The sequence below is a fragment of the Micrococcus sp. H39-S4 genome (genome assembly GCF_027158145.1).
In the GTDB taxonomy this organism is placed as follows: Bacteria; Actinomycetota; Actinomycetes; order Actinomycetales; family Micrococcaceae; genus Micrococcus; species Micrococcus luteus.
This window is the reverse complement of the sequence record NZ_JAPVLT010000002.1, coordinates 271460-291242: the sequence shown is the minus strand read 5'-3', so window position 1 is coordinate 291242 and position 19783 is coordinate 271460. Positions and strand designations below refer to the sequence as shown.

General features: G+C 74.6%; 18 protein-coding genes and 1 tRNA gene. 13 read left to right on the top strand and 6 right to left on the bottom strand.

Features of this window, described 5'->3' with window-relative positions:
* Positions 1 to 81 precede the first annotated feature (81 nt).
* Genes O3T09_RS03350 through O3T09_RS03340 form a run of 3 tightly spaced genes read left to right on the top strand, consistent with a single transcriptional unit; the run spans position 82 to position 3274 of the window.
* Positions 82 to 945, top strand: coding sequence for a (Fe-S)-binding protein (locus tag O3T09_RS03350; protein ID WP_060775468.1), 864 nt, complete (start codon positions 82 to 84; stop codon positions 943 to 945).
* On the top strand, positions 942 to 2582 hold the full coding sequence (locus O3T09_RS03345) for a LutB/LldF family L-lactate oxidation iron-sulfur protein (RefSeq protein WP_269295348.1): 1641 nt from the start codon (positions 942 to 944) through the stop codon (positions 2580 to 2582). The genes O3T09_RS03350 and O3T09_RS03345 overlap by 4 nt, the downstream gene beginning before the upstream one ends.
* Positions 2579 to 3274 (top strand): LutC/YkgG family protein, encoded by a 696-nt coding sequence (locus O3T09_RS03340; RefSeq protein ID WP_101965925.1) that lies wholly within the window; start codon positions 2579 to 2581, stop codon positions 3272 to 3274. The genes O3T09_RS03345 and O3T09_RS03340 overlap by 4 nt, the downstream gene beginning before the upstream one ends.
* Before the next feature lie 31 nt (positions 3275 to 3305).
* Here O3T09_RS03340 and O3T09_RS03335 read toward each other — a convergent pair whose 3' ends face one another.
* The 3 genes from O3T09_RS03335 to O3T09_RS03325 are packed head-to-tail and all read right to left on the bottom strand — an operon-like array spanning position 3306 to position 5396.
* Positions 3306 to 3515: a hypothetical protein gene (locus O3T09_RS03335; protein WP_269295347.1), complete on the bottom strand. Its 210-nt coding sequence runs from the start codon at positions 3513 to 3515 to the stop codon at positions 3306 to 3308.
* A 21-nt stretch (positions 3516 to 3536) separates the two neighbouring features.
* Entirely contained in the window at positions 3537 to 3665 is a 129-nt protein-coding gene (locus O3T09_RS03330) for a putative transporter small subunit (RefSeq protein WP_036339645.1), read from the bottom strand.
* Between the two features lie 33 nt (positions 3666 to 3698).
* Positions 3699 to 5396 carry a sodium:solute symporter family protein gene (locus O3T09_RS03325; RefSeq protein ID WP_269295346.1) on the bottom strand — a complete coding sequence of 566 codons (1698 nt, stop codon included), beginning with the start codon at positions 5394 to 5396 and terminating at the stop codon, positions 3699 to 3701.
* 353 nt (positions 5397 to 5749) lie between these two features.
* Between O3T09_RS03325 and O3T09_RS03320 the strand changes: the two genes are divergently transcribed.
* The 4 genes from O3T09_RS03320 to O3T09_RS03305 all read left to right on the top strand — a co-directional run bounded on the left by O3T09_RS03320 (position 5750) and on the right by O3T09_RS03305 (position 8730).
* Positions 5750 to 6160, top strand: a complete 411-nt coding sequence (locus O3T09_RS03320; protein WP_043278591.1) for a VanZ family protein — start codon at positions 5750 to 5752, stop codon at positions 6158 to 6160.
* A gap of 34 nt (positions 6161 to 6194) precedes the next feature.
* A tRNA-Ala gene (locus O3T09_RS03315) sits at positions 6195 to 6267 on the top strand.
* 244 nt (positions 6268 to 6511) lie between these two features.
* Positions 6512 to 7639 carry a glycosyltransferase gene (locus tag O3T09_RS03310; RefSeq protein WP_144818988.1) on the top strand — a complete coding sequence of 376 codons (1128 nt, stop codon included), beginning with the start codon at positions 6512 to 6514 and terminating at the stop codon, positions 7637 to 7639.
* The gene (locus O3T09_RS03305; protein WP_144818990.1) at positions 7639 to 8730 is read left to right on the top strand and encodes a glycosyl transferase; all 1092 of its coding nucleotides are present in this window, start codon (positions 7639 to 7641) and stop codon (positions 8728 to 8730) included. The genes O3T09_RS03310 and O3T09_RS03305 overlap by 1 nt, the downstream gene beginning before the upstream one ends.
* Before the next feature lie 33 nt (positions 8731 to 8763).
* On the opposite strand, the gene O3T09_RS03300 is transcribed toward O3T09_RS03305, so the two are convergent.
* A complete protein-coding gene (locus O3T09_RS03300) occupies positions 8764 to 10758 on the bottom strand; it encodes a glycosyltransferase (RefSeq protein ID WP_269295345.1) in 1995 nt (664 codons plus the stop codon).
* Between the two features lie 165 nt (positions 10759 to 10923).
* Here O3T09_RS03300 and O3T09_RS03295 point away from each other — a divergent pair, with 165 nt between their 5' ends.
* The 5 genes from O3T09_RS03295 to O3T09_RS03275 all read left to right on the top strand — a co-directional run bounded on the left by O3T09_RS03295 (position 10924) and on the right by O3T09_RS03275 (position 16668).
* Complete coding sequence (locus tag O3T09_RS03295) at positions 10924 to 12036, top strand: hypothetical protein (RefSeq protein WP_061867497.1); 1113 nt, start codon at positions 10924 to 10926, stop codon at positions 12034 to 12036.
* On the top strand, positions 12033 to 13412 hold the full coding sequence (locus tag O3T09_RS03290; protein WP_269295344.1) for a glycosyltransferase: 1380 nt from the start codon (positions 12033 to 12035) through the stop codon (positions 13410 to 13412). Before O3T09_RS03295 ends, O3T09_RS03290 begins: the two co-directional genes overlap by 4 nt.
* A 64-nt stretch (positions 13413 to 13476) precedes the next feature.
* A complete protein-coding gene (locus O3T09_RS03285) occupies positions 13477 to 14403 on the top strand; it encodes a hypothetical protein (protein ID WP_269295343.1) in 927 nt (308 codons plus the stop codon).
* A gap of 17 nt (positions 14404 to 14420) precedes the next feature.
* The gene (locus O3T09_RS03280) at positions 14421 to 15374 is read left to right on the top strand and encodes a WcbI family polysaccharide biosynthesis putative acetyltransferase (protein WP_269295342.1); all 954 of its coding nucleotides are present in this window, start codon (positions 14421 to 14423) and stop codon (positions 15372 to 15374) included.
* A 112-nt stretch (positions 15375 to 15486) separates the two neighbouring features.
* Positions 15487 to 16668, top strand: a complete 1182-nt coding sequence (locus O3T09_RS03275; protein WP_269295341.1) for an NAD(P)/FAD-dependent oxidoreductase — start codon at positions 15487 to 15489, stop codon at positions 16666 to 16668.
* Positions 16669 to 16838: 170 nt separating this feature from the next.
* Here O3T09_RS03275 and O3T09_RS03270 read toward each other — a convergent pair whose 3' ends face one another.
* On the bottom strand, positions 16839 to 17600 hold the full coding sequence (locus O3T09_RS03270) for an OBAP family protein (protein WP_269295340.1): 762 nt from the start codon (positions 17598 to 17600) through the stop codon (positions 16839 to 16841).
* 91 nt (positions 17601 to 17691) lie between these two features.
* A complete protein-coding gene (locus O3T09_RS03265; protein ID WP_269295339.1) occupies positions 17692 to 19275 on the bottom strand; it encodes an alkaline phosphatase D family protein in 1584 nt (527 codons plus the stop codon).
* A 224-nt stretch (positions 19276 to 19499) separates the two neighbouring features.
* Between O3T09_RS03265 and O3T09_RS03260 the strand changes: the two genes are divergently transcribed.
* Positions 19500 to 19775: a DUF1540 domain-containing protein gene (locus O3T09_RS03260; RefSeq protein WP_020624892.1), complete on the top strand. Its 276-nt coding sequence runs from the start codon at positions 19500 to 19502 to the stop codon at positions 19773 to 19775.
* Positions 19776 to 19783: the final 8 nt, after the last annotated feature.

Genomic DNA, 19783 nt, shown 5'->3' with positions numbered 1-19783 from the left:
GATATGGTCTGACCACTACGGCACCCGTGTGCTGCCGCACCGCACGGCGCCCCAGGCGCCCCGTCCGGAACGGAGACCGGCATGAGAATCGCCCTGTTCGCCACATGCATCGTGGACGCGATGTACCCCAAGGTGGCCCTCGCCACCGTCCGCATCCTCGAGCGGCTCGGCCATGAGGTGGTCTTCCCGCCCGGCCAGGTCTGCTGCTCGCAGATGCACGTCAACAGCGGATACATGGAGGACGCCCTGCCCGTGGTGCGCAACCACGTCCGCACCTTCATGAAGGCCGACTACGACCTCGCCGTCGCCCCCTCCGCCTCCTGCGTGGCCTCGCTCGGCCACCAGCAGCCGGACGTCGCCCGCTCCGGCGGGGACGAGGGGCTGGCCCGCGACGCCGAGGTCGTCGCCTCCCGCACCCTCGAGCTGTCCCAGCTGCTCACGGACGTCCTCGGCGTGACGGACGCCGGAGCCCAGCTCGGCTCCTGGTTCCCGCACACCGTGACCTACCACCCCTCCTGCCACGGCATGCGCCTGCTGCGCCTGGGCTCGCGCCAGGAGGACCTGCTGCGCACCGTCGCGGACATCGATCTGCGCCCGCTGCCGGACGCCGAGGAGTGCTGCGGCTTCGGCGGCACCTTCTCCCTGAAGAACCCGGACGTCTCCGCCGCCATCGCGGAGGAGAAGATCGAGAAGGTCACCGCGTCCGGCGCCTCCCTCTGCACGGGCGGCGACGCCTCCTGCCTGCTCCACCTGGACGGGGCCATGCACCGTCGAGAGGCGCGCGGTCAGGACGGCCGCCCGCTGCGCACCGTCCACCTCGCCGAGATCCTCGCGGCCACCCGGGAGAACCCGCTCGAGGTCGACGGCCCCGTCGAACTGTCCATCCCCGCGTCCGCCGGCGTCCGCCGCGGACCGTCCGCCCGTGTCGAGGAGGCCCGCCGATGAGCACCGCACCCACCCGCGTGCGCCTGGGAATGCCCACCGTCCGCCCCGTCCACGGCGAGGGCGAGATCCTGCTGAAGACCCCGTTCCCCGAGTCTGCCCGCGAGCAGCTGGGGAACGGCCAGATGCGCGCCAACATCCGCCGGGCCACCCACACCATCCGTGCCAAGCGTGCCGGCGTCGTCGAGGAGCTGCCGGACTGGCAGGAGCTGCGCGCCGCCGGCTCCGCGCTGAAGCAGTCCGTCATGGCGGACCTGCCCGCGCTCCTCGAACGGCTCGAGTCCGAGGTCACCGCGCGCGGCGGCGTCGTGCACTGGGCCCGGGACGCGGCCGAGGCCAACCGCATCATCACGGAGCTCGTCACCGCCAAGGGCGTGGACGAGGTGATCAAGGTCAAGTCCATGGCCACCCAGGAGATCGGCCTGGACGCCGCGCTCGAGCATGCCGGTGTGGCCGCCGTCGAGACGGACCTGGCCGAGCTCATCGTCCAGCTCGGCCACGACCGGCCCAGCCACATCCTCGTCCCGGCGATCCACCGCAACCGCCGGGAGATCCGGGACATCTTCCTCCGGGAGATGCCGGAGACGGACGAGAGCCTCACCTCCGAGCCGGCCGACCTGGCCGAGGCCGCACGCCGGCACCTGCGCGAGAAGTTCCTGAGCACGAAGGTGGCGATCTCCGGGGCGAACTTCGGCGTCGCCGAGACGGGCACGCTCTCCGTCGTCGAGTCGGAGGGCAACGGCCGCATGTGCCTGACCCTGCCGGAGACGCTGATCACCGTGATGGGCATCGAGAAGCTCGTGCCCACCTTCGAGGACCTCGAGGTGTTCCTGCAGCTGCTGCCGCGCTCGTCCACGGGCGAGCGGATGAACCCGTACACCTCCATGTGGACGGGCGTCACCGAGGGCGACGGTCCCCAGGAGTTCCACCTGGTCCTGCTGGACAACGGCCGCTCCGCCGTGCTGTCCGACCCGAAGGGCCGTTCCGCGCTGCACTGCATCCGCTGCTCGGCGTGCATGAACGTGTGCCCCGTGTACGAGCAGACCGGCGGCCACGCCTACGGCTCGGTCTACCCGGGCCCGATCGGCGCGATCCTCTCCCCGCAGCTCACCGGTGTGGACGCGGGGGAGAACGGCACCCTGCCCTACGCCTCCACGCTGTGCGGCGCGTGCTACGACGTGTGCCCCGTGGCCATCGACATCCCCTCGATCCTCATCCACCTCCGGGACGAGGACGTGCAGGCCACCCACGCCGCCCGGAAGGCCCTGCGCACGGAGAAGGACGCCGCCGGCGGCCCCCTGGCCCGCGCCAAGACGGCGGTGGAGTCCGTCACGCCCTCGCAGATGGACGTGGCGATGAAGGGCGCCTCCGTGGTGATGTCCTCGGGTCGGCGCATGTCGCTGGCCGAGCGGGGCCTGGGGCTGGGCCGGGTCGCGGCCGGGCCGGACCGGGTGCTCGGCTGGCTGCCGGGCATCGCCGGCGGCTGGACCGACGAGCGCGACGTGCCGGCGCCCCCGCGGGAGTCCTTCCGCAACTGGTGGGCCCGCCACAAGGATGAGACCGAGCACCGAGTCGCCATGGACGGCGTCACCGGGCTGGACCGGCCGGAGGACGAGCACGTCGAGGAGGACGGACGATGAGCGAGGCGAAGGCCGAGATCCTGCGGCGCATCCGCGAGGCGACGGCGGACGGGCCGGTCGCGGACCCGGTGCAGCGCACCTACCGGCGGACCTCCTCCCGGGACCGGGCCGAGGTGGTGGAGATGCTGCGCGATCGGCTGATCGACTACCGCGCCTCCGTGCGGGACGAGACCGAGGAGACGGTGGCCGCGGCCATCGCCGAGCTGCTCGGCCCGGACGCCCGGTACGTGGTGCCGGCCGGTCTGGAGCCTGACTGGCTCCCCGCGGACTCGCGCGGGGCCGGCCGGGAGCGCATCACGGAGCCCGCGGTGGGTCACACGGGGGAGCGGGCCGCGGTCCGCGGCGCCCACGACGGCGAGCGCGAGCCCCTCAGCGTGGACGCGCTGAACGAGGTGGACGCGGTGGTGACGTCCTCGACGGTCTCCTGCGCGGAGACCGGGACGATCTTCCTGACCGGCCGCCCGGACGAGGGCCGCCGGGCGATCACCCTGGTCCCGGACCACCATGTGTGCATCGTGCCGCTGGACTCCGTGGTGGAGCTCTTCCCGGAGGCGCTGGCCCGTGTGGAGGCGACGGCGCCGATCACCATGATCTCCGGGCCCTCGGCCACGAGCGACATCGAGCTCGAGCGGGTCGAAGGCGTGCACGGGCCGCGCCGCCTGGACGTGATCCTGCTCGACCGCGCTCGCTGACGCGGGCGCGGCCGGGCAGGGGTCGGGCGGCTCAGGCCCCCTCGACGACGGCGCCGCCGACGCGGCCCGTCTCGAGGCGGGCCTGCCGCTCGCGCACACCGCTGTACAGGGCGACGAACAGCAGCGCGAGACCGGCGGTCACGAGCATGTGGCCGAGTCCGGCGATGCCCGGGATGACGGCCGAGGTCTCGGCGGGCGTCAGGCGGAAGACCGTGTCGAGGGCGAGGACCACCAGGGTCACGGGCCGCCCCCGGCGGAGGCCTCAGATGATCGAGCGGCCCTCGCGGCGGGCCGCGGCCCAGTCGGCGACGAAGCCGCGGGCGATCGCGACGAGGACGGCCAGCACGAGGACGGGCCACATCAGGACGTACAGGGTCAGACCGACGGTCATGCGGATGCTCCTTGCGAGTCGGGGGACGGGGGATCAGGACACGGGGGCCGAGGCGCGCTCGACCTGCGGCAGGTCCTCGGTCGCGGGGTCGAAGTCGCCGGTCACGCGCGCGATCCGGTCGAAGTCGAAGTCCTGGCCGGAGCGGACGGACAGCCCCCAGCACACGAGGAAGGACACGGCGTAGGCCACGAGCGAGCCCGTGAGGGTGGCGTAGTCCCGCAGGAAGCCGTAGCCGAGGAACAGCATCACGACCGAGGCGATCGCGCCGACCACGGCCGCCGGACGCAGGCCGAAGAAGCCGAAGCACATGATGCCCAGCACGACGCCCACGCCGAGGATCGCGAGGGTCTCCACCACGAACGCCCAGGCTCCCTCGATCGGGATCCACTCGAAGCGCACGGGCAGGAACACGGCCAGCGCGGCGAGCACGGACGCCGTGAACGCGACGTTGGTGATCCTGCCCCAGTAGAAGGACGCGATCACGGGGAACACGAGGCAGCCCCACAGGGCGCCCACGAAGACCAGCAGGTCAAGGATGTCGAACTTGGCGGTGGCGAAGTACAGGGCCGCCGCCGTCGCCACGATCATGGTGATGCGGCCGATCAGCAGCATGGTCTTCGGGTCGGCGTTCTTGCGGCCGACCGACTGGCCGTAGACGTCCGTCATCACGATCGACGAGAGGGCGGACAGGTCCGAGTCGGCAGTGGAGGACAGCGAGCCGATGATCATCAGGAACGCCAGGGCCACGAGCGCCAGCGGCAGGTGGTCGGCGACCATCTGCGGCAGGAGGTTGTTGACGTCGCCGTCGAGCGGCTCGGCGCCCAGGTAGAGCGCCATGACGCCGAGCATGCCGACGCCGATCACGGTGCCGCCGTAGCCGAGGGTGGCCGTGATGAAGGTGGGCTTGATGAGGTCCTCACGCACGGCGAAGAGGCGCTGGGCGATGGTCTGGTTGCCGATCGCGTAGGCCAGCACGGCGGCGATGTACGGCGCCCCCTGGTTCATGAACGCCTCGGAGGAGAAGAAGCTCTGCTGCTGGGCCGTGACGTGGCCGGCCTCGACGCCGGCCTGGAACATGCCCGGGCCGCCGGCGGCGAAGAACACGGCGGGGATGATGATGACGGTCGCGCCGAGCATGGCCATCACCTGGGCGAAGTCGGTGAGCACGGAGGCGCGGAAGCCGGACCACAGGGTGTACAGCAGCACGCCCGCGGCCACGATCAGGATGCCCGCGCCGAAGGACAGCGGGGACAGCAGGGAGATCAGGGCGCCGCCGGCGATGAAGTTGGAGGTCAGGGAGATGACGGAGCCGAGCACGTTGGAGCCGGCCAGCATGAGCTGCGACGAGCGGCCGTGCCGGGCGTACATGACCTCGGCGAGGGTGTGGGCGCGCGGCGCGACCGCGCGGATGCGGCGGCCGAACGGGTAGATGAACAGGATCATCAGGGCGCCCCAGAGGCCGTAGTGGAGGGGGCCGGAGACGCCGTACGTGTAGCCGGCGGTCACGGAGGCGTACATGGAGGCGGCCCAGATCCAGGTGGCCGTCATGGAGGCGGCGGACACGCCGAAGCCGATCTGATTGCCGGCCGTCATGTAGGCGTCGGCGTTCTCCTTCTTCTTGGAGATGGCCACGGACATGATCATGGTCCCGCCGTAGAACAGCGCGACGAGCAGGATCACCCCGATCACGCCGAGCTGGGTCAGGGATGCTGCGTCCTGGGAGGGCGGCATCGGACTTCCTTTCGCACGAGTGACTGTGGACGTCCCGGTCCCCCGGCGCGGTCCGGTCAGGGCACGGCTCCGCAGGGCGGAGGGTGGCGTACCGATCACGTCGCGGCCAGGGGGGCCGGGGAGGTGGAGGGCATCCCGCCGGGTCCCGAGTCCACGAACGGCGAGCTCTCTGCTCAAGCCATCGCGGTCCCTCGGCCCTGGGCGGCGCTGTCAACACCGGCATCCCGGCGGGACGAGCCCGCCCGGATGGGCTGATCCTCACATGGTCGGCGCAGAAATGGCAAAAACATAGAGCCTTTTCAGCGGGGTCGGGATCAGGAGCGCCCGGCACGGAAGCCGGACAGAATGGGCGGATGACCGTTCCCTCCGGCTCCCCGGCCGCCCCCTCCGCCCCCGCTTCCCGACGACGGCGCCGCGCCGTGGCGGCGGCGCTGGTCGTCGCCGTCGTGGTGCAGCTGGTGGTGCTGTACCTGCCGGGCGAGCAGGTGCCGGAGGCCGGGTTCGCCGTGCCGGGGCTGGACAAGGCGATCCACGTGGCCGTGTTCGCGCTGCCCGCGTTCCTCGCCGTGGGGCGGGGGCGGAGCGCGTGGTGGGCCCTGCCGTTCGCGGTGCACGCGCCGGTGAGTGAGCTCGTGCAGCACGCGTGGGTGCCGCTGCGGACGGGGGACCCGGTGGACGTCGTCGCGGACCTGGCGGGGGTGGTGCTCGGCGTGGTCGCCGCGCGCAGCCGCCGGATTGGAGGATCGGGGGCGTCGGGCGTATGATGGTCCGGTGCGCTCCTGCGGGAGGGCATGACCTGGGGCTATAGCTCAGTTGGTAGAGCGTTTCGTTCGCAATGAAAAGGTCAGGGGTTCAATTCCCCTTAGCTCCACGGACCGTCCCGGTCCGCGATCCTCGTGGTCGCGGGCCGGGACTTTCTCGTGACGGGGGCGTGTGCGCCTTCCCCGCCCTCACCCGGGAGGGGGGTCGGCGCTTCCGGGGGGACCCCCCGGGTGTCTACAGTGCCGGGGTACGTCAGCGCGGACGTGATGCGGCCGTCTCACCGCAGGTCAGTCGCGCTTCTGCCGCCCCGCACGGGGCCGTTCGGCCCGGCCCGGGCCGGGAAGGGGACGCCGATGCGCATCAGCGTGCTCACCCACATGCTCCACCCCATCCGTTCGCCCTACGAGGGCGGGCTGGAGATGCACACGGCCATGACCGTGGAGCACCTCGTGCGCCGGGGCCACGACGTCACCGTCTACGCGCGGGAGGGCACCCGGCTGCCGGGCGACGTCGTCGCCGTGCTGCCCGCCGAGGGCGCCGGCCCGGGCCGCGCGGGCGCCCGCGTGCGCGAGGCGGCCGCCCGCCGGGCCTGCGCGCTGATCCTCGACGACGACTCCGACGCCGTCCTGAACAACTCCCTCTCCCCGGCGCCGCTCGAGCTGCTGCGCGCCCGCCCCGTGGTCACCGTCCTGCACACGCCGGCCACGCTGGCGGAGGTGCTGGCCGTCGTCGACGCCCCGGGCTGGACGGCTCCCGACCACCATCGGTGGGCCTCGGTGTCCGCGTCGAACGCGCTGGCCTGGCAGCACCGGCTGCCGCGCGTGGACGTGGTGCCCAACGGGATCGAGCTGCACCACTGGGTCTCCGACGCCGTCCCCGTGCGCGGCCGCGCCGTGTGGTCGGGCCGGATCACGGCGGAGAAGGGCCTGCACGTGGCGATCGACGCCGCCCGGATCGCGGGCATGGAGCTGCACTTCGCCGGGCCGATCTCGGACGAGGAGTACCACGCCCGGGAGGTCGTGCCGCGGCTCGGTCCGGACACCGTCTACCACGGCCACCTCGACCATCACGCGCTGCCGCACATGCTGGCCACGGGCGAGGTCTTCCTGGCCACCCCGCTGTGGGCCGAGCCGTTCGGGCTCGCCGTGGTCGAGGCCATGGCGCTCGGCGTGCCGGTGGCCGCGCTGCTCAGCGGCGCGATGGGGGAGATCGTCGCCCCGCAGGCCGGCGCGCTGGCCGTGCACCACACGGCGCAGGAGCTCGCGGTCTCGATCCGTCACGCCCGCCGCAAGGACCGGGGACGCGTGCGTGCGTGGGCCTGCCGGTTCAGCGCGGAGACCATGGTGGAGGGCTACGTGGACCTGCTCGAGCAGGCCGCCGAGGACGCCCGTGACCTCGCCGCCGCCGAGGACGCGTATGGGTTCGACCCGCAGGGGGTCCCGCGCCCGTCCGCCGAGGCGGCGGACCTGGAGTCCCTCTGATGGCTCCGGCCCGCAGGCGGGTCCTCTACTACGCCCACCAGCACGGGGCGGGGCATCTGCGGCACGCCGCCGGCCTGGCGTCGACCGGGGCGTTCGACGTGACGGTCGTGACCGCCCATCCCCGGGCGGCCGCACTGCTGCCCGCGGACGTCCCCGTCATCCCGCTGCCCTCGGACCTCGTGCCCGGCCACGAGCAGCCGGCCCGCTCGCCCCTGCACTGGTCCCCGGTGGGGCCCGAGATCCGGGCGCGCTTCGACGCCCTCCACGCGGCGGCGCGGCGGGTGGACCCGGACGTGTGCGTGGTGGACGTGTCCGTGGAGGCCGCCCTGTTCCTGCGCCTGGCGGGCTGGCCCGTGCTGCACCGCCGCATGCACGGCGAGCGCACCGACCCCGCGCACGCCCTCGTCTACGCCGAGGCCGACGGCCTCTTCGCCCACTACGCCGCCGAGCTCGAGGTCCCCGCCTGGCGCGCCGCCCACGTCGGCCGGGTCACCTACCTCGGGGTCGCGGACGTCACCGGCCGGCTCGGCACCCGCGCCACGACGACGGCGTCCGCCGGCACCGCCCCGCGCGTCGCCGTGATCGCCGGGACGGGCGGCGGCGGGGTGCGGGCCGCGGACCTGGCCCGGGCGGCATCCGCCGTGCCGGAGGCGACGTGGGAGGTGTACGGCCCGATCGCCGGGGTGGGCGAGCCGGAGGCGCCGGGCGGGCTCGCGGCGGAGGCGATGCCCGCCACTGTGACGCTGCACGGCTGGGTCCAGGCGCCGGCCCGCCGGGCCGCGGACGCCGACGTCGTGGTGGTCTCGGCCGGGCACAACGCCGTGGTGGACGCCGCCCGCTCCGGCCGCCCCGTGGTGCTCGCCCCCGAGCCGCGGCCGTTCGACGAGCAGCGCGTGTTCGTCCGCGAGATCCACCGGGCCGCGGGCGTGCCGTGGTGCGCGTGGGAGGACCCGGACGCGGACTGGGCCGGCGCGGTGCGCGGCGCCCTCGCGGACCCGGCCGCCGCCGATCGGCTCGCGGGCCTGCTGCTCGTGGCGCCGGACGAGTACCGGCGGCGCTGGGAGGCGGCGATCGAGGGCGCCCTGGGCTGAGTCCGCCCCCGCCGCCCCCGGCCGTCACGGTGCTCAGTACGCGGCGTCGTCGCGGCGGGCGGCCGTCAGCTCCGCCTCCGTGGGGTGACGCAGCAGCTCGAGCCGCTCGCCCTCGGGGTCCCACGCGATCAGCCCCGCGTCCGCGAACGCGCGCAGCCACCCCTCCATGGCCCATCGGCCGTGCACCTGCCGGAAGCGGCGGGCGTTGACCAGGATGTCCTCGAGGTGGTGCAGCGGCGGGACCATCACCCCGTGGTGCTGGTGGAACGCCTCGGCGGGGCTGAACCGCAGCGTCAGGCCGGCGTCGCGGGCGCGGAAGGCCAGGTCCGTGTCCTCGGCGCCGTAGCCGGTGAAGCCCGCGTCGAAACCGCCGATGCGGGCCAGGTCCGCGCGGCGCAACGCCAGGATCAGCGTCCACACGAGGTGCCACTCGTCCGAAGGGCCGGCGGTCAGGTGCGCGCGCGCCCGGTGGGGCACGGAGAGGCGGCGCAGCAGGGCGTCGGCGCGGTGCGAGGTCAGATCGGCCTCCCCGACGTCGCGGGTCCAGCCCGGCCGCAGGTAGCGGGGCCGGCCCATCACCACGGACCCGGGGTGGGCCGCGACCTCGGTGGCCAGCACGCCGACGGTTTCGGCCGCCGGGATGCAGTCCACGTCGAGGAAGACGAGGATCTCGCCGGTGGCGAGCTCGGCCGCGCGGTTGCGGGCCTGCGCCAGCGGCAGGCCGGCCTCGGCGGACACGTGCCCCACGGTGACGGGCAGGTCCGTGGCCGGGACGCGGCCGTCCGGCTGGCCCATGAACACCACGACCACCTGGTCCGGGCGGCGGTGGGAGCGTTCCAGCCCGGCGATCACGCGGGCCAGGTGCTCGTCCCGGTGCCCCGTGATGACCAGCACGGACATGCTCGGCAGTGCCCCGCGCGCCCGGGCGAGGGCCTCGCGGTAGACGGCCACGTGGGCGGCGGCCACGCGACGGCGCTGCCGGGCCCGGGCGGCCGGGTCGGCGGGGGCCGTGCGCGCGCGGGCGCGCACCAGCGTCTCGAGCGCGTCGGCGAGGGAGTCGGGGTCCTCCGGGTCGAACGCGGCGAGCGAGTCGGGGGTCAACCAGGCGCCGGACTGGTCCGCGATGTGCCCGATGTCCGCGACGGCCACCGGCACCCCCAGGTCCCGGCACATCTCCACCCAGCCCGAGTGGGTGCCGATGCGGTACGGCAGCACGGACACGTCCACGTCGCGCAGCAGCGCGTGCAGGGCGGGGTCGTCGAGCCGGTCGTGCTGCCACAGCTCGAAGCCGTGGTGGGCGCAGCCTGCGCGCAGCGCGGCCAGGGCGTCCTCGTCCTGCACGGTGTCCTGGACCTCCACGGTCACCCGCGCGTCGACACCGCGGTCGGCCAGAGTCCCGACAGCGGCGGCGAGCACCGGCAGCAGCGCCACCGGGGCCACCTGGGCCCGCAGGTCCTTGGCGTGCACCAGCAGGCGGGCGGGGGCGGCCGCGCCGTCGCCCTCGTCGGACGCGTCGGGGGGCAGCAGGCCGGGGGCGTCGTCGTCGCCCTGCGCCACGAGGTCCTCGAGCGGGACGATGTGCGGATGGGGGACCACGAGGGCGCGCACGCCGTAGTCGCGGGCGAGGGTCGCCGCGGCGCCGGGGGTGAGCGTGAGCACGGCGTCCGCGCGGCCCAGCAGCACGGCCAGGCGGTCCCGGTGGGGGCCCTGGTCCGTCAGGTGCGGGTTCTCGAGGTCGTGCACGGTCACGACGACGGCGCCCCCGTGCGCGTGCTGCGCGTCCAGGGCGGCGGCCAGCTGGGCGGGGCTGAAGTGCTCGAAGCCGAAGTGCACGTGCAGCACGTCCGGGCGGTGCTCGGCCAGCCACTCCGCGCGCAGGGCCCGGGGCGGCCACCACCGGTGTGCGGGCGCGCCCGGCACCGGCGGGTCCGCCAGGAACTCCACGTCCGGCGCGGCGCCCGGGTCGAGGGGGCGGATCGCGCGGGTGTACGGGTGCTGCGCGGGCACGTGCTGGACGGTGATGCTCACGGGGGAGGGCCTCCTGACCTGGGGGATGCGATGCCGCGCGGGCGGCGTGTCCCCGTCCCGGGTCGGGGGTCGCGAAATCTAGTCTGTCAGGGCAGGATCGGAGAATCGGAGCAGCGGCATCCTGTCCGTTCCGGCGCGCCGCCGCGTCGAGGAGCGCCGCCGCAGGTGAAGGGGATCGTGGACGTGGACTCGCAGCCGCAGGGACGTGTGCTGTACGTGACCGTGGGCGCGCCGGAGCACGGCGTGGTGCGCCACGGTCGGCAGACGGCCGCCGCCCTCCGTCGGGTGGGCGCCGAGGTGGAGCTGCTGACGGCGGAGGACGTCGCGGCGTTCCGGGGCCTCGTGCCCCTGCTGGAGGAGGCGCGCGCGCTGGGTGCCGCCGTGCACCTGGACGTCACGGACGCGCTGTTCGGCCCCACCGCGACCGCCGCGGCGGACCTGCTCGTCGACGTGCTGCCCGAGGGCACCACGCTCACCCTGCACGACATCCCGCAGCCCGCCGAGGGTGACGGCCGCTACCGCCGCCGCGGCGAGGCGTACGCGCGGCTCGCCCAGGCGGCGGCCGGCGTCGTGGTCTCCTCGCAGCACGAGCGGGCGCTGCTGGCGGACCTGGTGGACGTGGCCGCGGACGTGGTCCCGCTGCCCGTGGAGGACCGCCGGGCCGCGGCCGCCCGCGCCGAGCCGGTGGTGCCGGAGAGCATGGCCGGCCTCGACCAGGACGTCGTGCTCTTCGGCTTCGTCTACCCGGGCAAGGGGCACGCCCTCGCCCTGGAGGCCCTCACCGAGCTGCACCGCCAGTGGGGCCCGGACTCCGGGGCGCCGCGCCGGCTGACGGCGCTCGGACCGGTCAGCGCCGGCCACGACGACCTCGTGGCGGAGCTGACCCGCGACGCCGAGGCGCGCGGCCTGGAGTTCCGCGTCACCGGGTTCGTGCCGGACGAGTTCGCGGACGCGGCCCTGCTCTCGGCGGGCATCCCGTTCGCGGCGCACCGCAACGTGTCCGCGTCCGGGTCCCTGGCGGCGTGGACCTCGGTGGGGCGGCGGGCCATCGCCTCCGCCGGCCGCTACACGGAGGAGATGGCGCGCCTGCGCCCGGGCACCCTGCGGCTCGTGCACCCGAACGGGTCGCCGGCCTTCGCGATGGCCGAGGCGATCGCCGAAGCGGTCGAGGACCCCGAGCGCACGTGGCTGGGCCCCGGCGTGGACCTCTCGCCCGGCGCCGAGGACTGCGCGCGGATGCTCTTCGACGTGCTCCGCCGCGTGCACAGGTGGACGTGAGCGCCGCCGTCTCCGTGGTGGTGCCCTACTACCGGGCCCAGGCGGACCTCGACCGGCTCACGGCCGCGCTCGCGGCCCAGCGCGGCCTGACCGGGGGGCTGCAGCTCGTGGTGGCCGACGACGGCTCGCCCGTCCCGCCCCGCGTGGACCCGGGCCTGCCGTTCGACGTGGTGACCGTGCGCCAGCAGGACCGCGGGTTCCGCGCCTCGGCGGCTCGGGCGCTCGGGGCGGAGGCGGCTGACGGGGACGTGCTCGCCTTCCTCGACGGGGACATGCTCCCCGAGCCCGGGTACCTCGCCGCGGCGCTGGCGGCGGTGGCCGCGGCGCCCCGGGACGCCGCGGTGGTGGGCCGGCGGCGGCACCTGGCCGAGGCCTGGCTGGAGCGGGCCTGGGCGGAGGGCTGGCGGCCCGGGGACGAGGTGCCCGCGGACGCCCGCCTGGCCGAGCCGGCCTGGCTGCGCGAGGGGTACCGGGCCACGGACGGCCTGCGCCGCGCCGACTCCACCGGCTACCGGTACGTCATCTCGGCCGTGCTCGCGGTGGCGCGCGAGGTCTACGAGGACGCCGGCGGCTTCGACCCCGCCTTCGTGGGCTACGGCGGGGAGGACTGGGAGCTGGCGCACCGGCTGTGGCGCGTGGGGGCGGCGCTGCGCCACGCGCCGGACGCGGTGGCGTGGCAGGCCGGCGCCGACTTCGGCGGACGCGGCGACGCCGCCGAGGCCGCCCGGGTGAAGGCCCGCGAGGCGCTCGTCCTGGCCTCGCGCATCCCCGCGACGACGGCCCGCGGCCACGGCCTGTCCCTGGCCGGCCCGCTGCGGGTCGAGGCGCGCGTGCGGGTGCCGGAGGGCACGGACGGCGCGGCGGCGGCCGTGGTGGCGGTGGACGCCGTGCTGCGCGCGGCGCCGGGGGCGCGGGTCGGCGTCGTGGGCGGCCTCGACGAGGCGGCGGCGCTGGCGCTCGGCGACCCCCGCGTGCGGCTGCTGGGCGAGCCCGACGGCGGCGCGGCGTCGGCCGAGGACCTGCCGCCGACGCCGGCGCGCGGCGACCTCGACGCCGTGCGGTCGGTGCCCGACTGGTCCGTGGACGTGCGCGTGCCGCTGCGGCCCGCCGGGGCCGGCGCCCGCCCTGACGCGGACGCCGTCGCCGCGTGGCTGCTGCGCCTGGAACGGGCCGGCGTCGAGCGCGTGGAGGTGCTGGGCGAGCCGGGTGAGCCGGGCGAGCGGGGCGTGCTCGCCGTGCTGACGTGCGCACGGGCGCGGTGGCGGCCTCGGCGGGGCGGGACGGCGCGGGTGTGGCGGGTGCCCGCCTCCCGGCTGGGCTGGGCGCCCGTGGCCGCCGTGCCGGACCTCGAGGCGTGGTGGGGCGGCTGGGGCTGAGCGGGCCGGTGCCCGCGGGGCGGGGCTGGCACAATCGCGGACAGGACGGAACACGGGAGGACCGATGAGCGAGCTGGACGAGCTGGACTTCGTGGCCGTGGAGATCCACACCGCGGGGGCCGACCCGGCGTCCGTGTGCGCCGTGGACATGGCCCTCGTGCGCGGCGGCGAGATCGTGGCCGCCGAACGGTGGCCCGTGCGCCCGCCGACGGGGCCGACGTCGTTCTCCCGCCTGCACACGCAGCTGCACGGGGTGGACGAGGCCGCCGTCGCCGACGCGCCGGACTGGCCCGAGGTGGCCGCCCAGCTCGACCTGCTGGGGGAACACCTGCCGTTCGTGGCGTCCGGGGCGGACCGGGACCGGGGCGCGTACGAGGCGGCCACCCGCGCGACCGGCGGGACGCCGCAGGAGCACGAGTGGCGGGACGCCCTGGCCCTGGTGGGCCGTCTCCGCCCGGACGTCGACCCGCCCCGGATCGCGACCGCTGCCCAGGTCCTCGGCGTCCCCGACGGCGCCCGCCCGGCCTGCGCCGGGTCCGAGGCCGTGCGGACCGCCGAGGTGGTGCTGGCGCTCGCGCGTCAGAGCGGGCGGGGCACCGTGCGCCGGCTCTGGAGCGAGGCGGCGCCGCCCGCCCCGGACGGGCCGATCATCCCGGAGTCCCTGCGCCGGCGCCACGGCACGGAGCCGTCCGTGCCGCCCGCGGGTGCGCACCGGTGGGCGCCGCCGTCACCGGCACCCGTCGCGGCGTCCGCGGCATCGGCCGCGCGCAAGGGCGGCGTGGGCTGGAAGCTCGCGGGCACGGCCATGGTGGGGATCGCGCTGGGCGCCGCCCTGTTCTTCGTGGCGAGCATCTCGGTGATCATGGAGTACCTGGAGGACGGGCGCGGCTCGGACGCCACCGTGGGCATGGGCATCGCGGCGCTCTCCGCGTTCCTGGCCTGGTGGTTCGGGAAGACGGGCGTCGACTGGATCCGGCGCGAGGACGGCTGAGGAGAGAGGACGCAAGCGTGCACGAGGACGAGGGACGACGCCGGCACTACGGGCACTTCTACGGGCTCGAGGACCTGCCCGAGGGCGACCTGCTGCTGGTGTGGGGCAACTGCCAGGGCGAGTCGTATCGGCGGCTGCTCGGCGGGGAGCCCGGCACACCGCTGCACGGGGCGGACCTGGTGAGCGTTCGCGTGCCGCCCGCCTTCGAGGTCCAGCCGGACGAGGCCGCGCACCTGGAGCGGCTGCTGCCGCGCGTGAAGGCGCTCGTCACCCAGCCGATCCCGCACGACTACCGGGGCATGCCCATCGGCACGGACCAGCTCGTGGCCCGGCTGCCCGAGGACGCCGCCGTGGTGCGGATCCCCGTGGTGTACGACGTCTCGCGCTTCCCCTGGCAGGTCACCCTCCGCAACTGGAAGTTCGCGCCCGGGGCGGCCGAGCGGCCGGGGGAGGACCCGCCCGTCGTGCCGTACCACGACCTGCGCGTGCTGGCCGAGGCGGCGACGGGCCGTCGTCGGGAGGTGGCGCCGGCGGCGATCCGCGAGGCCGCGGCCGCGTCCGTGCAGGCGCTGCGGGCGCGGGAGGAGGCGAAGGGGACGCTGTCCATGGCGGACCTCGTGGCGGCGGAGCGGGGCGTCGGCTTCTACACCGTGAACCACCCGACCAACACGGTGCTGACCCGCGTGGCCGAGCGCGTGGCCGCGCACCTGCCAGGCGACGTCGCCGTCCAGCCCGTGCCCGCCTCCCGCGTGCTCCTCGGCGGGGTGCGCGCGCCCCTCGAGGCGGTCGTGGTGGAGGCCCTCGACCTCGACGCCGAGCCGACCGAGGACTGGACCGTAGCCGGACAGACCGTCCCGGCCGAGCGGCTGCGCGAGGTGCACCTGGACTGGTACGCACAGAACCCGCAGGCCAGGGAGGTCGGGATGCGCAAGTACGCCGACCAGCTGCGGTTGCTGGGCCTCGCGGGCTAGCGCCGGCTCCGGCCCGCAGTGGAGGATGGGCTGCACGTCCCGTCTGCCGCGGAGCACGTCTGCGGGGGCGGTCGTACCGTTCCCTTGACCCCGTCACCCCACGGAGGACCACGTGACCGAGCAGTACGACATCCTGATCGTCGGTGGCGGCAACGCCGGCGTGTCCCTGGCCGCCGCACTGCGGCGGAAGCGGCAGGGTCGGGTCGCCATCGCCGACGGCCAACAGCTGCACCGCTACCGGCCGATGCTGAACTACGCGGCGGGCGGGCAGGCGAATATGGCCCGGTTCGAACGGCCGATGCGGGCCGTCATCCCGGACGGGGTCGAATGGATCCCGGACCACGTCGTGGCCGTGGACGCCGAGGAACGGACCGCGGTGACGACCACCGGGCTGACCATGGGCTTCCACCACCTCGTGCTCTGCCCGGGGCTGACCCCGTGGTGGGGTGCAATCGACGGGCTGCGTGAGGCCTACGCCGCCGGATGGGCGGCGAGTGCGCACGTGCCCGAGCACGTGGACACCGCCCGGGCGCTGCTGTCGCGTGTGGCCGCGGGGGACCGTGTGGTGGCGAATGTGCCGGCTGAGCCCTCCTCGTGCGGCGGCACCGTGCTCAAGGCGCTGTTCCTGGCCTGCGCGGCGTGGGAGCGCACGGGGATCCTGCCGGACGTGGATGTCCACCTGGTGACCCCGTACGGCCGGATCCTGGGCCGGCAGACCATCGACCCCGCTCTGGCCGAGGCCGTGGCAAGGTACGGCATCCATGTGCACGCCGGCGCAGAGGTGAACGCCGTGGACCACGAGGCCCGCGAGGTGGTGCTCAACACCGGTGAGCGGATCACCGACGTCGCGGCCGCGTACATCACGCCCGTGGTGCGGGCCCCGGAGTTCATCGCCGAGGCGGGCCTGGCGGACGACGGCGAGGCCGGCCTGGCGGCGGCGGATCCCGAGACCCTGCGGCATCCCGTGCACCCGCACGTGTGGGCGCTGGGCGACGCCGCCGCCCTGGGCACACGGCCCTCCGGCGGTGCCCTGCGCCGGCAGGTCAAGATCCTGGCCCAGAACATCCAGGCCGCGGACGCGGGGAAGCCGCTCCAGAAGTACGACGGCTACACCGTGATCCCCGTCATGGTCAGCCGGGACGAGCTGGTCCTCGACGAGCACGTCCGCGACGGCTCCGAGGACCGGTCGATCCCCGGCGTGGACCTGACGACGCCGCGGAAGAGCACGGCGGCCTTCGACCGCTTCGGCCAGCCCCGGATCTACTGGCACCGACTGCTCAAGGGGAAGGTCTGAGCCCAGCGTTCTCGCTGCCGCGACCCGTGCGGCGGACGTGCTGTCCCACGCGGGGCGCGCCTGCCCAATCCGGATGACGGCGCCGGCCCGCCGGGCGTTTTCGTTCGGGAAACGGCGGCGTGTCGCACCGCTTTCGTTCGGGAAACGGCGCCCTGCCGACGACGCCGGCCTCAGTCGTCGCGGCCCCGCACCGGGCGCTCCTCGAGCGTGGTCTGCACGACCCGCCCGCGCTCCCAGCTGTTCGCCCCCGCCACCACGTCCGGGACCGGGATGTCCGCGCGGTGGCGCCGCTTGGCCGCGGTGTCCACGCCCACGCGCTCGTCCCGGGCGCGCAGGAGGGCCTCGTCCACCTGGCCGTCGCCGGTGAGGCCCATCATCAGCTGGGGGATGCCGTACGGGAAGTCGTCCCGGTCGTACTGCCAGGTGTGGAACGTCTTCCCGTAGGTGTGGATGAGGTCTTCGAAGTAACTGTGCTCGGCCAGCTCGGGCACCCCGGGGGCCGTGAGGGCGCCGGAGCTCACCTCGTAGTGGTGGCTGTGCCACAGGCGCCGCTCCTCGTCGGGGAGGCTGCGGAACCGCTCCTCGCTGATGATGTACTCGATGCCGATCAGCCGTGCGTCCGGCGCGTTGCGGTCGAAGATCACGCACTGGTGCAGGTCGTGGCGCAGGTGGATGCAGAAGTGGCTGGCTTCGACCTGCCGGCCGAGGTCGTCGGCGTAGAAGTGCAGTCCGTTGAGGTAGGTGCTCATCGCGCCCATGGGGTACTTCGGCTGGACCAGGCCGGATGCCGCGTCCAGGAGGCGGTGCTTGAGCGGGTGGCCCTTCCCGACGGCGGCCATGAGGGCGATCCTGCGGGCTGCGGTGACAGCGGCCGCGGTGCCCAGTCCGGCGGCGAACCCGAGGGCGGTGGAGGACAGGCGATGGGTGCTCATGGCCCCACGCTAGGAGCGCGGGGCGGACTCGGCCAGGGTGGTGGAGCTGCCGGGTCTGCTCAGGAGGCGGGGACGGCGACGGCCCCTCGCCTCAGGCGATCCGGTGGAGCCGATGCTCGCCGTCGCCGACGCCGAAGACCGCGCGCGTGCGCACCGACGAGCCCAGCTCGCTCACGTAGTCGACCACGCGGAAGCGGGCCTCGAGCAGCTGGGCGGAGAGGTCCACGCGGAGGTAGCCGCGCAGGTCGTTGTTGAACTTGATGTGCGGGTTCCACGCGAGCGCCTCCGCGGCGGCGTCCGAGCCGTCGCCGCCCGAGGTGATCGACGTGGTGATGAGCTCGACGCCCACGGATTCCGAGGAGAGGTCGTTGAAGTCCTGCTTGATGTCCGAGGCGAAGGCCTCGTGGATGTCGCCGGTGAGCACCACGGGGTTGCGGACGCCCGCCGTGGTCCATGCGCTGACCACGCGGTCGCGCGAGGCGACGTAGCCGTCCCACGAGTCCATGTCGCCCCACAAGACCGGGCCGGAGGAGCGGTCGTACTGCACGAACGGCACCTGCTGCGTGATGAGGTCCCAGCGGGCGACCGAGGTCTCGAAGCCCTCGCGCAGCCACGCCTCCTGGGCCGCGCCCGTGATGGTGCGCCGCGAGTCCCGTGCGTCGGCGTCGACGACCTTCACCAGGTCCAGGTTGGCCTGGTCCGAGCGGTACTGGCGCGTGTCCAGGAGGTGGAACGTGGCGAGGTTTCCCCAGTGGATGCGGCGGTAGAGCTGCATGTCGATGCCGCGGGGCACGGACGACGCGCGGAGCGGCATGTTCTCGTAGTACGCCTGGAACGCGGCGGCGCGGCGCGCGATGAAATTCGGGTCCCAGATCTCCGGGGTCTCGTCCGCCCAGTTGTTCTCCACCTCGTGGTCGTCGAAGATCACGAGCCACGGGGCGGCGGCGTGCGCGTCCTGCAGGTGCGGGTCCGTCTTGTACTGCGCCATGCGGGCCCGGTACTGGGCGAGGGTGCGGGACTCCCCGTTCCTGTGGGCGCGCGGGACGCCCGAGGAGACCGGGTACCCGTACGGCATGATCTCGTAGTAGTAGTCGCCCAGGTGGACCATGAGGTCGGGACGCTCGGCGGCCATGTGGCCGTAGGCAGTGAAGTAGCCGTGCTCCCAGTTGGCGCACGAGGCGACCGTCATGGTGAGGCTGCTCGGGTTCGAGCCGCGGGCGGGCGCGGTGACTGTGCGGCCGACGCGCGAGAGGTGGCCGAGCGCGCGGAACCGGTAGAAGTACTCGGTGCCGGGGCGTAGACCGGTGAGCGTGACGTGCACCGCGTAGCCCTGCGTGCGGTCCGTGGTGACGGCGCCCGACCGGACGACCTTGCGGAAGCCCTCGTCCGTGGCCACCTGGTACTCCACCCGGAACGACTGGTCCGGCATGCCGCCGAGGCCGTCGAGCGCGAGGGGGTCCACGGCCAGGCGGGTCCACAGGACCACGCCGTCGGGCCACGGGTCGCCCGAGGCGACGCCGAGCGTGAACGGCGTGGGGCCGGTGGCCGCGTGGGCGGTGCCGGCCGGCGTGGACAGCAGCGCCGCGGAGGCGACGACGAGGCCCGCCCCGCCGAGGAGGGTGCGGCGGGAGACGGGGTGGGCGGTCGGGTGCGCGGGATCAGTGTGCGAGCTCACCCGTGCAGGGTGGCAGGGGTGGGTGACGCGGACGTGACCGGGCGGTGACGGCGGGGTGGGCGTGACGTCGGTCCATACGGCACGCGACAATGCGCAAAATACATTTGCGCTAATCGCCTATCGACTAAGGCTAGCCCCTCTTGTGCTATTCGCGGGCGGGAGTAATCTCGATTCCAGCAGCACCGCCCCGGCCCGGGGCGGGCCCGAACCGGGAGGATCACGCCATGACCACCGCCGTCCGCACCTGCGCCGCCAGTGCCTGCGCCTTCAATGCCGAGACGTCCTGCAACGCCCTGGCCATCACCGTCGCCGGCTCCGACCGCACGCCCGGCTGCGGCACCTTCGTCCAGCTGGACGTCCGCCGCCCGGTGACCGAGGGCGCCTCGACCGTCGGTGCGTGCCACCGCCTCGAGTGCACGTACAACGCCGACCTCGCCTGCACCGCCGAGGGCATCGAGGTCACGGACGTGGCCACCTGCGCCACCTACACGATCGACTGACGCCGCCC

What these genes read in the sequence shown, in the direction of transcription:
- O3T09_RS03345 (WP_269295348.1), top strand. Translation starts at nt 942, where the DNA reads ATGAGCACCGCACCCACCCGCGTGCGCCTGGGAATGCCCACCGTCCGC.
- O3T09_RS03330 (WP_036339645.1), bottom strand. Translation starts at nt 3,665, where the DNA reads ATGACCGTCGGTCTGACCCTGTACGTCCTGATGTGGCCCGTCCTCGTG.
- O3T09_RS03320 (WP_043278591.1), top strand. Translation starts at nt 5,750, where the DNA reads ATGACCGTTCCCTCCGGCTCCCCGGCCGCCCCCTCCGCCCCCGCTTCC.
- O3T09_RS03285 (WP_269295343.1), top strand. Translation starts at nt 13,477, where the DNA reads ATGAGCGAGCTGGACGAGCTGGACTTCGTGGCCGTGGAGATCCACACC.
- O3T09_RS03260 (WP_020624892.1), top strand. Translation starts at nt 19,500, where the DNA reads ATGACCACCGCCGTCCGCACCTGCGCCGCCAGTGCCTGCGCCTTCAAT.
- O3T09_RS03340 (WP_101965925.1), top strand. Translation starts at nt 2,579, where the DNA reads ATGAGCGAGGCGAAGGCCGAGATCCTGCGGCGCATCCGCGAGGCGACG.
- O3T09_RS03270 (WP_269295340.1), bottom strand. Translation starts at nt 17,600, where the DNA reads ATGAGCACCCATCGCCTGTCCTCCACCGCCCTCGGGTTCGCCGCCGGA.
- O3T09_RS03305 (WP_144818990.1), top strand. Translation starts at nt 7,639, where the DNA reads ATGGCTCCGGCCCGCAGGCGGGTCCTCTACTACGCCCACCAGCACGGG.
- O3T09_RS03325 (WP_269295346.1), bottom strand. Translation starts at nt 5,396, where the DNA reads ATGCCGCCCTCCCAGGACGCAGCATCCCTGACCCAGCTCGGCGTGATC.
- O3T09_RS03350 (WP_060775468.1), top strand. Translation starts at nt 82, where the DNA reads ATGAGAATCGCCCTGTTCGCCACATGCATCGTGGACGCGATGTACCCC.
- O3T09_RS03310 (WP_144818988.1), top strand. Translation starts at nt 6,512, where the DNA reads ATGCGCATCAGCGTGCTCACCCACATGCTCCACCCCATCCGTTCGCCC.